At 46.2% G+C, this 15,375-nt stretch carries 14 protein-coding genes; 8 read left to right on the top strand and 6 right to left on the bottom strand.

Annotated elements, in window-relative coordinates; genetic code table 11:
- The 5 genes from D0C16_RS04625 to D0C16_RS04605 all read right to left on the bottom strand — a co-directional run bounded on the left by D0C16_RS04625 (window position 1) and on the right by D0C16_RS04605 (window position 7,399).
- The gene (locus D0C16_RS04625) at window positions 1-3,087 is read right to left on the bottom strand and encodes a Tn3 family transposase (RefSeq protein ID WP_151031225.1); all 3,087 of its coding nucleotides are present in this window, start codon (window positions 3,085-3,087) and stop codon (window positions 1-3) included.
- A 72-nt stretch (window positions 3,088-3,159) separates the two neighbouring features.
- Window positions 3,160-4,041 (bottom strand): SprT-like domain-containing protein, encoded by an 882-nt coding sequence (locus D0C16_RS04620; RefSeq protein ID WP_151031224.1) that lies wholly within the window; start codon window positions 4,039-4,041, stop codon window positions 3,160-3,162.
- A 291-nt stretch (window positions 4,042-4,332) separates the two neighbouring features.
- The gene (locus tag D0C16_RS04615; RefSeq protein WP_151031223.1) at window positions 4,333-5,247 is read right to left on the bottom strand and encodes a site-specific integrase; all 915 of its coding nucleotides are present in this window, start codon (window positions 5,245-5,247) and stop codon (window positions 4,333-4,335) included.
- A 191-nt stretch (window positions 5,248-5,438) separates the two neighbouring features.
- Window positions 5,439-6,863, bottom strand: coding sequence for a DEAD/DEAH box helicase (locus D0C16_RS04610; RefSeq protein WP_151031222.1), 1,425 nt, complete (start codon window positions 6,861-6,863; stop codon window positions 5,439-5,441).
- Complete coding sequence (locus D0C16_RS04605; protein WP_191968644.1) at window positions 6,860-7,399, bottom strand: hypothetical protein; 540 nt, start codon at window positions 7,397-7,399, stop codon at window positions 6,860-6,862. The genes D0C16_RS04610 and D0C16_RS04605 overlap by 4 nt, the downstream gene beginning before the upstream one ends.
- Window positions 7,400-7,464: 65 nt before the next feature.
- Here D0C16_RS04605 and D0C16_RS04600 point away from each other — a divergent pair, with 65 nt between their 5' ends.
- From D0C16_RS04600 to hemN, 5 genes are all read left to right on the top strand, one after another.
- A complete protein-coding gene (locus D0C16_RS04600) occupies window positions 7,465-7,719 on the top strand; it encodes a helix-turn-helix transcriptional regulator (protein ID WP_225318904.1) in 255 nt (84 codons plus the stop codon).
- A 124-nt stretch (window positions 7,720-7,843) separates the two neighbouring features.
- Window positions 7,844-8,242: a hypothetical protein gene (locus D0C16_RS04595; protein ID WP_191968643.1), complete on the top strand. Its 399-nt coding sequence runs from the start codon at window positions 7,844-7,846 to the stop codon at window positions 8,240-8,242.
- 38 nt (window positions 8,243-8,280) lie between these two features.
- Window positions 8,281-8,802 carry a hypothetical protein gene (locus D0C16_RS04590; RefSeq protein ID WP_151031219.1) on the top strand — a complete coding sequence of 174 codons (522 nt, stop codon included), beginning with the start codon at window positions 8,281-8,283 and terminating at the stop codon, window positions 8,800-8,802.
- 59 nt (window positions 8,803-8,861) lie between these two features.
- Complete coding sequence (locus D0C16_RS04585) at window positions 8,862-9,317, top strand: hypothetical protein (RefSeq protein WP_151031218.1); 456 nt, start codon at window positions 8,862-8,864, stop codon at window positions 9,315-9,317.
- 40 nt (window positions 9,318-9,357) lie between these two features.
- Window positions 9,358-10,749 carry an oxygen-independent coproporphyrinogen III oxidase gene (gene hemN, locus D0C16_RS04580; RefSeq protein ID WP_151031217.1) on the top strand — a complete coding sequence of 464 codons (1,392 nt, stop codon included), beginning with the start codon at window positions 9,358-9,360 and terminating at the stop codon, window positions 10,747-10,749.
- Window positions 10,750-10,846: 97 nt separating this feature from the next.
- Here hemN and D0C16_RS04575 read toward each other — a convergent pair whose 3' ends face one another.
- The gene (locus tag D0C16_RS04575; RefSeq protein ID WP_151031216.1) at window positions 10,847-12,463 is read right to left on the bottom strand and encodes an antiporter; all 1,617 of its coding nucleotides are present in this window, start codon (window positions 12,461-12,463) and stop codon (window positions 10,847-10,849) included.
- A gap of 232 nt (window positions 12,464-12,695) precedes the next feature.
- On the opposite strand from D0C16_RS04575, the gene narL reads away from it, so the two are divergent.
- From narL to D0C16_RS04560, 3 genes are read left to right on the top strand one after another with little or no spacing between them, the layout of a single operon-like run.
- Window positions 12,696-13,340, top strand: coding sequence for a two-component system response regulator NarL (gene narL, locus D0C16_RS04570; RefSeq protein ID WP_151031215.1), 645 nt, complete (start codon window positions 12,696-12,698; stop codon window positions 13,338-13,340).
- Window positions 13,341-13,359: 19 nt separating this feature from the next.
- The gene (glp, locus tag D0C16_RS04565; protein ID WP_151031214.1) at window positions 13,360-14,616 is read left to right on the top strand and encodes a gephyrin-like molybdotransferase Glp; all 1,257 of its coding nucleotides are present in this window, start codon (window positions 13,360-13,362) and stop codon (window positions 14,614-14,616) included.
- 17 nt (window positions 14,617-14,633) lie between these two features.
- Window positions 14,634-15,371: a sulfite exporter TauE/SafE family protein gene (locus D0C16_RS04560; protein ID WP_151031213.1), complete on the top strand. Its 738-nt coding sequence runs from the start codon at window positions 14,634-14,636 to the stop codon at window positions 15,369-15,371.
- Window positions 15,372-15,375 lie beyond the last annotated feature (4 nt).

The following is a 15,375-nucleotide window of genomic DNA, read 5'->3' as shown; positions in this document are numbered from 1 at the left end:
CTATATATTTGGAGATTCCTCATCATCCATTCCCTTTATCAAGCTCGGATTTACCATCCCCTTAAAGTCAAACTTTTGGGAGTCCTGTAGCTTGGCGTCAGAGAAGTCAAACTCACCGTGAAAGATAAAATGTTCCCACGCTAATAATGATGAGGTTTTCACCTTCTTGAGTATTGCAGTGCGTTCGGCATCTGTCTTGGCGCGCATGAGCAGTTGCGATACGTACATAAAATTCCAGCAGACAACAACATTTTTTAGGATACGCTTGCAGCATTCTGCCAGTTCTTGGTCGTCCTTTAATGTTTGGCTGTACTCCAGACGGCCTATGGCAAGAGCCTTATTGAGACGATTGCCGGACTCACCTTTGTTTAATTGTTTATGGACGGCAGCACGGAGATCTACATCATCGACATATCGCAATATGTACAGTGATTTGGGGATTCTTCCGAATTCTTTTAACGCAGAATAAAGCGAATTTTCATCAGCGGAATAAGAATTTAGTCGTTTAAAGATTTGCGATGCTGAAACCTCACCCAGCTTGATTGACGCTACAAGCCGAAGTATATCTTCCCAGTGTTTTTCCAAAAGTTTGCGATCAAAACGTTTTGCCGGAAGAATCAAATAGTCCTTCTGCTTGTACACTGAGGGATATTTACCGGAATAAAGCTGCTGCCTATGCACATTTTTAATTCTTGGTGCAAACGAAAATTTTAGTAAATAAGTCATCCCAAATACTGCTTCGGTATATCCGTGCGTATCCGTTGAGTGCATGTCTGATTTTACGGTTTCATTTTTTAGCAACCCATCAATCATGTAGTGCGCTTCTCGCTCGGAGCCGCTAATAACTGTTGAATGAGGAAAGAGGCCGCGCGCATCTATAAACGAGTACTCTGATACGACCATGTCCTTCCCTCCATATTTGAAGGAATAGTTTGCATTAAAAGAGTCTTTACTAACGGTCCATTTTTGGCCATCACTGGATGTCTGCATCCCATACTCTGACCGATACAATTGCGACAGTGGCAGTTTATTGACAAAGCGGATGATCGCATCACTGGCTCGCTGTGCATTTTCCAGACTGAAATAGGCCGTGGATGTTGATTCAAGTATTGACTTTTTTATTGCAGGGGAATTTCTGGCTATTCTTTTTGTTCCAATGTGAGCACCAAGTCCGATAATGCAAGCATAAAAATTTCGGTTCTCTGGTCGATCTTTTAAATACCGATGGTCAATATGTTCAAACTCATCAAGAAAATTTGTTGCTTGATTCACTGTATGCATGGCTTCGACAATTGATATCTGCATATCTTCGGGCAGCAGTTCTATATCCAGTTTCTCATCCAGCGCAAAAGTTGCAGCACTGGTATTTCGCTCCGATGTAAGTCTGTAGCCGCCAGCACCATCTGCTTCAATATACTCGTTTTTGTTTTCCTTCAAATGTTCATTAGTTTCCTTAAATTGAGCGTCAAGCTGCAATTCGAGATCGTCTAGCACCTGTTGGGCATCGCTAAAATCCTCCATTTTTGCTTGCGCCAACAAATACGCGCGATCTGCCGCCCAACGTTCTGGAGAGATAAGGTATTTATCCAGCTTTCTGTAGCGATACGAATCAACCACTGACAGTGAGTCTCGCTTGATGGCATCCGCGATATACATGAACAACAAAACCTTATACAAGGGTTTATTAATGACGTTGTCGTTTTTGACAAACGCCTGTTCAGATTTAGTCATAAAGTCGATAGGAAATTTATTGTCAATTTGCCCTTTGGCTTGTTTGAAACGCTGTATCGCATTGTTGAGTACTTCGCCGCTGGTATCACAGCTAAGCTCCAAACGCAGCAAAATATCATTGCATTTTCGCTGTAGTTTTAAGGATGCTTCTTCGTAGTGCTTCATGGTCAATGCTTGGCCGCTAACTTTATTCAGATCTTCCTGAACATCGCCAACATGAATGCTAATTTCACCCTCGGAGAGCGATTCGGCCGCAATGATTTTTTTGCTTTGCGTGACTTTTTCACTGTCATCAAGCATCGGGTTTTCGAGAGTCTCGCGTAGATCAGATACGACCTTCACCAAATTCTGGGTATCTTTCACTAATAATTGGGTATGTTCAGTTTGAGTGTTGCGCTGTAAAAAATATTCCTCCTTGGCTTTACGGTCAGCTTCATTGCGAACGGATGTTGTGGCCGCCAAGAATGTTTCAGTGAGGGTATCCTCCAATTGTCGAAACTGATGGACAATGAACGCTGAAAGCAATAGATAACGCTGCGGGTCTTTTAGGCGTTTTAGCTGAAAGATTTGCTTTTTCTGCACCTGGGATGCAAACCGTTTAAGTCCATCTTGGGTGAAATCGAGTTGGTCAATAACAGGTTTTGTGAAGTTGTATAGGGGTTGCAAAAGGTCGAAGGATTCAATGTTCTCCTTCACTTTCATCGCACGAATCGACTGGTTGAATTTCTTCAGCAAAGTAACGCGGTGTGGCTGCCATTGGTCATTGGCATCTTCCGGTTTCTCCAGTAATTGATCGAGCGCGTGCTTGTCATCCTTGCGAAGATAATGGTTCACTTTGCTGACTTGTTCACTCAAGTGATTACTGTAGAGGTCATCGATGGTTTTGCTAAGTGTCGCGAAGTTTGGGGTTTCGATTTTGTGACCAAACAACCATCGACTCACATCCTCAAAGCAGCGTGCAGGACTTTTTTGGCTGCGTGAGGAATTTCTGATGAGCGTTTGCAGCCCATCAAGCCTCTTAATATCAAATAACGAATAGCCCAACAGATTACGAATCGACTGCCGATGACGATCCCTAGTATTAGGGCGATAGTCTGACCAGCTGAACGAGCCCGTTAACTTAAATTTTGTAGCGACGTAATCGATGTCCGCTTGAATGGCTGTATCGAAAAACTGCCCTGTGGCACGGAAATATCCGTAAGCGACGGTGAGAAAAACTTTATTGTCATCGCCCCGGACTTTGGCCAACAGGGTGTGCCCGAATTTTTCATCGACGTAAAAATATCGCTTTCGATCCGAGGCTTTGAATGTGGGAGGATTATCGTGAAATGATTGGTTGTCGAATTTATCGTACATAGAACACTCCTTTCGTTGATGGGAACAGCAGGAGGTTTAAATGTACGTTTTCTGAGCAGGATTTAACGTGGACTAAGTCTCTGCTTGCATACGCTGCTTACAGTCTGCGCAGTCAATATTGAGCCCAGGCTTACCCCATACTTGTATATGGCAGCTTTTGCAGCAGTATTTTATTCGGCCTGACTTAGCGCGGGGCTTTGAGCTCAATATCTCTTGTAATAAGTGCTGTTCCGACTCATCGTTAGTATCACGCTCAAAGATCCCTTCCCAATGGGCTGGTTGAGGGCGCAACGTTTCTTCCTGTACATCGAGTGATATCAGAGCCTCACTTGTCATTGAAGCAATTGCTTGGGAGGATTTTGCTGCCAGCATTTTGCTGCTGTTTTTCGCATTGAGTTTGGCATCCAGTTCGATAGCCCGCCCTTTATCGTCATAGGCCAGTACCGGTACCTCTAGACGGAAGACTGGGTAGCGATCTACCCAAGGCAAAATAAAGCCTTTGGCCAGCAATGCTTGGCAGCTGCGGTGGAATGCCCCCTCGTAAATGACATAATCCATCATCCATTCGCCGGTCTTTTCACCACCCGGAAGACCGGTAGCTGATGGCATCAACCCAATGCGGGTCATTCGCTTGGCCCACTCTATATTGTGATATCCACGCCGTCCGGGTTTGCCAAAGTGAGCCTGCCAAATATGAGCCATCTCGTGGCAAAGGGTTTGGCATATTTCGATCAAGGGGTATTTAGCGAAGTATTCAGGGTTGACTGCTAGTTCGTCCACGTACTGGCGTTGCGCATTCACCCAGCGGCCAATTGAGGCGTAACCCATGACTTTGCGTTGACGATGATAGGTAATAATCACTTCCGGCAGTTGTCCGCCAAACAGCGCTGCGTTAAAGTAATCGTACGCATTCAATATCGTATCGTAAGTATCGAAAGTCGCTCTCGCCGTCATCGTTTTCCCGCCTTTCCCCTTAACTCCCCAATTTTCGTGTGTACAATCCAATAATTGCACTATTTCAGTGCATTATATTGTGTCTCATTTGATTCTTTTTTATTGGCGTCGAATAGTGTTTCTGTGAAGTCATACAATCTACCAAAGGATGGTTCGTAATACACGAACCTATTTCATACGGTTTTGCAAACTTCATGCAATTCTCCAAAATAAACATGACCATGCTTGAACCGCAGGCGCAGTTTGAAGAAACACGCGAGACCGAGGTTAAACTGACGGTTTGGGTGGGTGTTATGACGGCAAGGCGAGCGAGGTGACGGCGAACGGATTGGTGTCGATATAACGCATGGCAGACCGGACATCTTTCCAGCCAATATATTCCATAGTGGTTTTCAGATCCCAGCCGTTGGCCGTCGCCCAAGTGGCGAATCCCCGGCGCAGCGAATGACTGGAAAACTGATCGGAATTCGCAATTCCGGCCAGCTTAATCAGGTTCCGCAGTAACGTGATGAAACTTGTTGGATGCATGGAGTCAGCACTTATTTGACCCCACCGGTTAATGGATGGAAATAGCGGACCTTGTGTCAGGCCAGAGGTTATGAGCCATGACTGGCAGGCGACGACTGGACATAATCGCTGCAAGGCCGGTGCTTTAAATGTCGCCCCCGAGTGGTCCGTTTTGGTGTGTGGCAGATAAAGCGCCATACCTTCATCTGGATGCAACTCAAGGTGCTCAATACGTAACCTGCTTAGCTCATCACTGCGAAAACCCCGCCAGAATCCGAGGAGAAGAATCGCCCGATCACGAAGAATTCTGAGTTGTTTCTCCCTGCTCGTAGTGTCTTCAAGTTGTTGTTCGAGCCATTCATCAATGCATTCCAATTGGCTGATTGCCAGAGGTTGGGCTTGTTGAGGCCGGGATGGATGCAACGCCTGGATGCCTTTCATCACCTTTTTAACTATCGGGCTTTTGGTTGGATCGGGGAAGCCTTGATCCAAATGCCATTGAGCAATCGCTGCCAATCGAAGTTTTAATGTACTGATTGCCAGTACATCGGCGTAATCAGCCAGGTACCGCGCTATGGAATCTGCCGTTGCGGGCAAAAAGCCACCCCATTGAACTTCATAATGCTCAATTGCAGATTGGTAGCTCTTTCGCGTGTTGTCACGCGTGGCGGCATTTATGTACTGGTCTACGGTAGCCATAGTGGATTTGCTGTTTGCCCTGTCGATGCCAAATAGTGCGCTGGAGTGCCGAATGAAGCAACACTGTTATCTATATGCTCACCAGTATCGTGTCGCCTATATAGACGTTGAGAACTAATGATTGCGACCATAAAGCCAGTGGACGGGCTGATAAGCCTCAATAATATTTTCGCAGTTTGCCTGAAAATGATTTATAGGGGGCTGCTGGATTCGTGCGCATAAAGTTGATGCAATTGCAGCAATTCTTGCCGAAATCGGCCAAATACATTGATGGTAGTTTCATAGGATTGTGCCAGCATGGAAATGTGAATGGCTTGCGGATCATCTATGCTGGTTTGTGGCTCACCTACAGGCATATTTTCAAAAATAATTTCTGTTATTTCTTCGGTATGTGATGGTTCTTGTAGCTTGATGGCTAGAGACTGCTCATCGTCATTATTCGGCATAGTGTCGCGTCTGATAGTTGCAGATTCCGGTATTTCTTCTGCGACACGATTTGCGTATTCCACTAGATTAGGTTCAGCCGGTAGATACAAATAACTTTCACCGGGAATATCTCCCATACGTAAAACCCGCCCCAATACCTGCCGAAAATGCAATTCTGTTTTAACTCGGGTCACGTGGCAGCACACGCGCAGCCGTGGAATGTTGGTACCTTCGCTGACCATTCCTACAGAGATAATCCAGGGTTGGGTGCTCTTTCTAAAGGAATTAATTGCACCGTGGGCATCTTCGTCCAAATAGGTGGCGACACAAGCACGTTGTCCCAAGTGACGCTCCAGTAGCGTTGCAATCTTATAGGCATGCTCTACCGATGCCGCGACGATAAGACCGCCCGCATCCTGATGTTGCTTGCGAAGCTGCATCAACTTTTTGGAAGATTGTTTTAACAAATACACAATCAGAGCATCGTTATCAATCAATTGTTGGTAGGAGCAATCTGACAACTTAAGTAGCTCTGCAAAAGATGAATATCTCTCCGTGGTATCGCCGCGTTTTACGATGATGCGGTCATTGTCCACCAGCGTGATGCTGGGTGCGCGACATACATTCTCCTGGATAGCCTGCGCCATTCCGTAAATAAAATCACAGCGGATTTTGTTGTGCTGACAGTAACTGGATAACGCAATGGGGATGCGGTCGGAGCGCCAGGGCGTGCCGGTCAAGGCAATGGTATACGCCGCGCGCCCCTGAATATGTTGGATGATGGTTTGCCCCCAGGCATTGGCATTCTCAAGGTTATCACCCGCGCAGTGATGGATCTCATCAAAAATCACCAAAACACGATGCGTTTGGAATAATGCCCAAAAAGCCTCTTCCAGGCTCAGCATTGATTGATAGGTCAACGATTGCCCCTTTGAACCGAGACGCCCATCCATTCGGGAATGAGTATGGGTTTCCAGTGCTTGCTGGAAATCGGAAGACACAATGATGGAGGGCGAAAAGCAAAGCACCAAATCGACCATGCCTAGCTGTAAAAGCTGCTGCGCCAAGGTTGCCGCCATGACTGTCTTGCCCGCACCCGGGGTGGCAAGGCACAGGAAGTGGTTCTCTTCGTTTCTGAATTTCACCAGAGCCTGTTCAACGCACCTGGATTGCCAGCGCCTTAACTTCATTGCGCTAAACCTGTTTCCCTTGCCAATAAGCTTTCCAGCGCTTTCACACGGCCAAGCAATCTGGAGCATTTGTCGCGGGACTGGTTGTAGAGAGGTTGCACATCGTCTCTTAGTTCAGGCATCTCATTACAAATCGCGTCGTATTCTTCCGTCTCGCCCATGGCGGATAACATTTCCAACTTATGCCTATTGAGTCGCTCTTGCAGGCTTTGGCGAGGGCTATCTTTTGTGACAGTCGTTTTATCCTGAGTCGCCAGCGATGCGGCAGCTTTTACGGAGGCTCCCCCTAAGGCTTTAAACCGAGGGGTTAATCGATACAAAGGCCAGCCGCTCTCCACAACGATCCGGGTCAATTCTCCATTATTGATAAGGCGGAGCATATTGCGATAGACGAACTGGCGAGCCGCTTTTTGGGAGCTATGAAGGCATGCCGGATCGTTCAAATAGGCTTCGGTGAGATCATGTACGGTGAATTCCCGATTTACCAATGTTGATAATGCCGAGAGCAGTCCGGACTTAACGCTGAGAGATTTCATGATAGAGATTGACGCCTCATGTCTCGAATTTCGCGCCATTCTATCCTGTCTCTATCATCGAGACAATGAAATCATCTCCTTACTCACCTCACTATGAAAAGCTACGCCTCTGGTTAAAAAAGCAGCGGGAGGCAAGTGGCTTGACGCTTCGCGAAGCATCTCTTGCAATGGGGCGGCATCATTCTGTGCTGGGCAAAATGGAACAGGATCGACGGAAAATTGAAGTGCTTGAGTTTGTGCGGTACTGCCAAGTGCTAGGGGTCGATCCTCATGAGGGACTCGATGTCCTTATTGGCTCTTTGCAAGAAAACGGCGAATAATATCGACTCCGCATCATTCGTCTACGATTCCTTCCTGATGCATTACACTAGGCATCTCCTTTAACTTACTTCCTTTTTTTGAGCTGTGGATTTACAACAATCGGTTTCTCTATTTCGTAAGGCGATGCTGAAGGCAAAAGTGGATGGGTTCCAGTTCGATTTGCTGGACTATTTCCCTGTTAATTGCTGCGAATGCTCCTCTTATCTGCTGGCAAAATTTCTGATTGAAGAAATTGGTTTTTCATCCCTGAGAATAGTTGCAGGCGAAAACCGACACAAAAAATCTCAGCGGCACATTTGGATAAAATATGGTGAGACTGACATTGATATTACTGCCAATCAGTTTTCATCGACAGCTAAAACAGTCATTGTTGAAACACATAGCCGATGGCATCAACGATTTAAAATAATTAAGGTTGAAAAGCCAAAGCCGAAGTTGACGCACCTCAATCAAGAAGCAAAATCAGCATTGCTGCGTGATTATAAAAAAATTCTCAGCCATCTCACTTATAGCAAAAATTAATCCGAAGGTTTCAAAAGCAATTGCACACTGGAGAAAATATGATTTCTGATGTAACCAAAGCAAATATTTTGATTGCGATTGCAGAAGGCCAGTCTGTCGCTGACGCAGCGAAGTGCTATGGGCTTAACTCTGCTCAAGCAAGAGGTGCTTTACCCCGATTTTGTCGCCACTTGAAATTGCGCTGGGATCTTGAAGAGATTCGAGCCAATCCTAAAAAGTATATTGACGCAGCAATCGCTATAATTTCCTCACCTAAAAATGCGCTTCGCAGAGTATTGCGAAATGATTTGGTCGTGCAGTTGAAGCTACGTTCACCCGATGAGCTTACTCCGCAGTATGTCTCTAACATTACCGCAGAAGCTTTGCTTTCACATGGGGTTACCGAAACAGGACTTGTAGAAGTGCAGGAATGGCTGCTTGCAAATGAGCTATCGTGCAAGCGTAAACTGCCAGAGAAAGACGAGTATTTGCGCACAGTAAAAAAGGCCATCACGTTATTGGATGCCTTTGGCTTGGATGTTTCATGCGCTAAGGCACAACTAAGCGCTATTGATGAATAGTAGAGAACACTGGGGACAAATTTATGAGGCATACAATACCCAGCTCGGTCATTGGCTCTGTGGCATCCGTGCTAGCTGAGCACTACTACAGCCATTCCAAAATAAATGTTTTATTTATGAGTGCCGGGGCATCAGGTGAACCTCCAGAGGGGAATCTGGAAACAAAATGTAGCGCCTGGTTTAAACGATGCAATGACGATGAGGCGCTAAATCCTCTCGCTATTCTCGGATTAACCATTCAGAAATTTATGGATTTAAGCCCTGATAATTCCCAAGTTGCGGATGGGCAGCAACGAATTTTAGAATCCCTTGCAAAAAACCAGTTAGGCTATCAACTAAACGGCTTCATCAACGTCGCTGGAGCAAGTCTTGCCACAAAGTCACTGGCAGATTTTTTTAAGTCGGGTGATTTTACATCTGTTAAAACTGAATTTAATTTCGATGTCTCAAATAGGTTGATGCATATCAACAGCTTTTTGTGGGAAAAGCGTATGTTGAACAACTATTTCAAATAAATGACTTCCCAATAGAGTCATCGATGAATCGAGGTTTCAGATGTCGCACTTTCAAGCTCCGCTTAAATGGGATTCCAACCTAATTCGCCAGTACGATTTAACCGGCCCGCGTTATACTTCTTACCCCACGGCACCACAATTCCATGAAAGTTTTTCGACTGTTGATTTTAACGCGGCGGTTGCGCGCAGCAATGCAAGCGGAAGGCCGCTGTCGCTTTATTTCCATATTCCTTTTTGCGATACCCTTTGCTTTTATTGTGGGTGCAACAAGGTCGTTACTAACAATAAAGGCCGTGCGCAACCTTATTTGGAGCTTATGGAACGGGAAATGGCGATGCAGGCAGAGCTATTTGATTCCGCGCGACCTGTCACTCAATTGCATTGGGGTGGTGGTACTCCCACGTTTATCAGTGATGACGAAATGTCTTGGCTGATGGCTGCGACACGCAAGCACTTTATATTGCTGGATGATGACGCAGGTGAGTACTCCGTCGAGATTCATCCGGGGCGCGTGTCGGCGAATACCATGGCACATTTGCGCAAACTTGGTTTTAATCGAGTCAGTATGGGTGTACAGGACTTTGATTCTCAGGTTCAAAAAGCAGTAAATCGTTATAACAGTGTTGAAGATGTAAGTGCCTTGGTAGCGGCGCTGCGCCAACAGGGCTATCACTCGATCAGTATGGATTTAATATATGGTCTGCCGATGCAAACCTTGACCAGTGTCGGTGAAACATTAAATAGAGTGATAGAACTTTCTCCCGACCGCTTGTCATTATTTAATTATGCCCATATGCCACATCTTTTTAAGAGCCAGGAATTGATTAATGAGCGTGATCTTCCCTCAGCAGAGCAAAAACTTGAACTTTTGTATATGGCGATAGAGCGTTTGCAGAGCGCTGGGTATATTTATGTTGGCATGGATCATTTCGCAAAACCGGATGATAGTTTGGTACAAGCACAAAGAGTAGGAAAGTTACAACGAAATTTTCAGGGCTACTCCACTCATGGCGATTGCGATTTGCTCTCTTTTGGGGCTTCTGCGATTAGCGCATTCGGCAATGTCTATATACAAAATGCTAAGCGCGTTGAACATTATCAAAAATCAATTGATTCAGGTGAAATCCCTTTTGTTAAAGGTATTGAATTAACCAGCGAAGATCTGTTGCGGCAGTTTGTAATTAATCAGTTAATTTGTCATTTCAATTTGAATTTTGCTGCTGTTGATAATGCATTTGGTCTGGATTCACGCAGCCATTTTGCTAAAGAGTTAGCGCAATTAAAACCAATGATTGAAGATGGATTGCTCAGTATTGACGATGACGGAATTGAAGTTCTCAATGCAGGGCGGTTGCTTATTCGTAGAATTTGTATGGTTTTTGATGAGTATCTTTACAACGCATCAACAATTCGTTACTCCAAGGTAATTTAGTCGGTAAAGTTTTTGGGTAGAGCTGAGCAGGTGGTGCAATCGTGATTGGGTTGCACTACTGATTGGATTGAATCACCTGCTCAAAGTTGTCACGTTTTCAGGGATTATAGAACTCGCCTTGTTTGCGTAGATAAAACCACCAGTTTAATAACACACACACCAGATAAAACACCGCAAAACCCAGCATCGCATATTCCGGTGTGGCCGCTTTGATTTGTTCGCCAAAAACCTGCGGAATATAAAATGCGCCATAACCTGCTACCGCAGAAGTCCAGCCCAATGCTGGGCCTGCTTGCTCTTTAGGAAAAATATTGGCGATGGAACAGAATGTTGAACCATTACCCATCCCGCTTGCGGCAAACAAACCCAAGAACACCAAAAAGAAGGGCGCAAAATACTGTTCTGGGGTTGCGGATTGATAGGCCATGCTCATGTAATAAGCCGCAACGATCGACAAAATCACCATGGCAATCGCACACATTTGCGTGACCAGTGCACCGCCAAATTTGTCAGATACCCAGCCACCTACCGGGCGAATGAGTGCGCCAATAAAGGGAGCGATCCACGCGTAAGTCAGAGCGCTTGGGCCATTCGGGTTGAGGGTATTGTGGGTCATTACCCCATCGACAGGTACATGACTAAAACCAAAAATAACTTGAATAGACAGTGGGAAGGCAGCAGAAAAACCAATAAATGAGCCAAAAGTCATCACGTACAATACACTCATTACCCAAGTGTGTTTGTTGTTAAAAATTTTGTATTGACGATCAAGGCTGGTGCGAATAGTTCCGGGCAGCGCTTTGAGTAACATCACTGTAGCAAATAACACCAACACCAGTACCAGCTCTTTGGGAATGCCAAACCCGGAACCATTGACACTGGCAGGCATGATGAGCCACAGCCCCAGAGCTGAGGTCGCAAAGCCAATTAACATCATGGCGATAATGATCGCAAAAGAGCGCGGCGCTCCGCCTGCCAGATTGGGACTAACCTCTGCGGTGTTGATATTGTTCATGCCAAACCAAATCGCAAAAGCGAGTGGGATGAGCAGCAGTAACCAGACAAACCCTGCGTTTTGAATCCAGGTTTCAGTACCTGCAGGAATAGCACCAATTAAGGTGCCGCTTGCAGATTTCAACACCATTGGGTCACCACCCAGTGCGCCAAAGGCGCCAAAGGTCATAAACAGCGGTACCAGAATTTGCATGCTGGTCACACCGAAATTACCTAACCCGGCATTTAGGCCAAGCGCTAATCCTTGCTGCTTACGAGGATAAAAAAAACTGATGTTGGACATAGATGCTGCAAAATTACCCCCGCCAATCCCGGAGAGCAACGCCATTAATTGGAACACCCAAAATGGCGTGTTTTGATCCTGCAAAGCCAGACCAGTGCCAATGGCAGGTAGCATCAATAAACTGGTGGTTAAAAAAATGGTGTAGCGGCCACCACACAAGCGAATAAAAAAACTGGCTGGAATACGCAGCGTCGCTCCGGTTAATCCGGCAATCGCCGTTAGGCTGAATAAATCGCCTGCTTGATAGGGAAAGCCAAGGTTCAGCATTTGCACGGTAATAATGCTCCACTGCATCCACACGGCAAAGCCACAGAGTAAGCTTGGAATTGAGATCCACAAATTGCGATTGGCAATTGCTCTCCCGTGTGAATCCCAGAACGTTTGCTGTTCCGGTTCCCATTGTTTTAGGTCAGACATGTGAAGCCCTCGGTCAAAAGAGTTGTTTTCGCGCAAGGATCACTATGGCTCTGCGCAGATATGGAAACTATTCAACCTCAGTGTTAAGTTGCGGTATTAGAGGTGTTAGCTTGCCTACCCAATAGGGGTAGGTGTAGTTGATCTATCTACCCACAAATGGGCATGTGCTGCCCTTAGGTTCTGCAAGCAGTTAAACTGCATATAATGATGTATTGGTATTGAGGAGAGTCTTGTGACAGAAACGGCCGCGAGCATTATGTTGGTGGACGATCACCCTTTATTGCGTAAAGGGTTGCGTCAACTTTTAACACTGTCGGGTGAGATGGAAGTAGTAGCCGAAGCGAGCAATGGCAAAGATGCGATTAAATTGGCGAGTGAACTTGACCCTGATCTAATTTTATTGGATTTGAATATGCAGGGCATGGATGGTTTGGAAACGCTACGCCATTTGCGCGATGAAGGTGTCACTTCGCGCATTGTGATGCTCACTGTGTCCGATGCCGATGAAGATGTGCTCAGTGCAATTTCAGCGGGAGCAGATGGCTATTTGCTAAAAGACATGGAACCGGAAGATATGCTGGTGCAAATCGAACGCGCCTTGTCCGGCAAAATGGTGTTGAGTGAGGCAGTCACTCAAGTGCTCGCTACCGCTATTCGCAATCCCACCACAAAAGCTGCTGTGGGTAGTGACAGTCTCACCCAGCGTGAATTGGAAATTCTGAAATTAATTGCCAAAGGCATGAGCAATAAAGTCATTGCGCGCGAATTGGCTATTTCTGACGGCACAGTCAAAGTGCATGTTAAGCATCTGCTGAAAAAATTGCATTTGCGCTCACGCGTAGAAGCAGCCGTGTGGATGATTAATCAACAAAATTAATGTTCAGTAGAGTTTGTCTATGGATTGTTGTTCACAGCCTGGCTTGTTACCTGTGCAAGATGCGTTGTTGCGAATACATCAACAATTAATTCCAGTACAGGAAACCGAATGGGTTGATTTGGCGCTTGCATTAGACCGCATTCTTGCAGAATCAGTGTTGGCCAATATTAATGTTCCTGCCAGCGATAACTCCGCGATGGATGGTTATGCGCTGCGCACGAGTGATGCACAAACTGAAGGCGCTTTGTTTGAAGTAATTGGCCAGTCGCTGGCCGGGCACCCCTTTCGTTTTAGCGAACGCGAGGAGGCGCAGTCAGCGCTCGGTAAAATGCAGGCTGTGCGCATTATGACCGGTGCGATGATTCCGGCGGGCGCCGATGCCGTGGTGATGCAAGAAAATGTTACACTTACTGCGAAAACACTGCAGCTGAACAAACCTGTGCTGCAAGGCGAAAATATTCGTCGCGCCGGTGACGATATAAAAAAAGGCAGTGAAGTTCTGGGTAAGGGCCATCGTATTAGTGCGCTGGATATTGGTTTGCTTGCATCGCTGGGGATTGCGCGCATCAAGGTGTGGCGGAAGTTGCGTATCGCTGTGTTATCGACGGGCGATGAGTTGTTGTCACTTGGCAGTGCGCACGCAGAAGATAAAATTTATGACAGCAATCGCCCTTTGCTATGCGCACTCTTGCAACGATTAAACGTCGAAATAAAAGATATGGGCATTATCGCCGATGATTTGCTGGCTCTTCGTGCAGCGTTTATGCAGGCTGCACAATGGGCTGATGTCGTCATTTCTACCGGTGGGGTCTCTGTGGGTGATGCGGACTACACCAAAACAATATTGGAAGAGTTAGGCCAGATTGACTTCTGGAAAGTCGCGATGAAGCCGGGAAAACCTTTTGCTTTTGGCCGTTTAGGGGCAGGTTGGTTCTTTGGTCTGCCGGGCAATCCTGTTTCAACGGCGGTCACTTATCATCAGCTGGTTGTGCCTGCTTTACGATATCTAGCTGGAGAAAAATGGGTTGAATCACTGCAGCTGAGCGCCATCGCTCAACAATCCTTTAAAAAGCATTCCGGGCGGATGGATTTTCAGCGTGGAATTTTAGCGAGCAAGCAAGGTGTGAACACCGTCGTTAGTGCTGGTTCGCAAAGCTCTGGCGTATTAAGCAGTATGGCAAAGGCTAATGGTTATATTTGCCTGGAGGCAGAGCGGGGCACGGTACTACCAGGTGAATCGGTCAACGTTATCCCTTTTGATAGATTTATTCGCTAATTACGGTGAGGTTTTTTTTGGATTTGCTGCCGCTGTTAATTGCTATTGGTATTTTTATCGCTGCCGTTTTGTATTCTTCAGTTGGGCATGCGGGTGCCTCTGGCTATATTGCCATTATGGCGCTTGCGGGGCTCGCCCCGGAAAGTTTGAAACCGGCCGCACTTGCGTTAAATATTTTAGTCGCCACTATCGCCAGTACTAAATATATTCGCACTGATGCATTTTCCTGGTCGCTGCTGTGGCCATTAATTATCACTTCTATTCCCTGCGCTTATCTCGGTGGCGGACTAACGCTTCCAGGTGATTATTACAAACCTATTCTGGGTGCTGTATTAATTTATGCGGCATTCCATTCGTTTTTAACTGCTAAAAAAGCGCCTACCCAAAAAATACAGGCACCAAAAAAATGGTTGTTAATGTGTGCGGGGTTAATTATTGGGTTCTTGTCGGGGTTAGTCGGTGTCGGCGGGGGAATTTTCCTGAGCCCTCTATTGTTATTTCTGTGTTGGGGAGAAACTCGCGTAATCTCGGGTGTAGCCGCCGTATTTATTTTGGTAAATTCCGTAGCGGGCTTGCTAGGGGTCATGTCCATGCATCCGGTATTGCCAGAGGGCATTGGCTATTGGGCAGTTGCCGCCATATTGGGTGGCTGGTTGGGTGCGGAATTCGGCAGCAAACGTTTTAGTGCTACCCTTATTCGCCAAGTAATGGCGTTGGTACTGTTGGTTGCCGGAGGAAAGATGTTTTTAGGGTGAGGCT

The sequence above is a fragment of the Cellvibrio sp. KY-GH-1 genome, assembly GCF_008806975.1.
Lineage (GTDB): Bacteria > Pseudomonadota > Gammaproteobacteria > Pseudomonadales > Cellvibrionaceae > Cellvibrio.
This window is presented reverse-complemented; position numbering and strand designations above follow the sequence as displayed.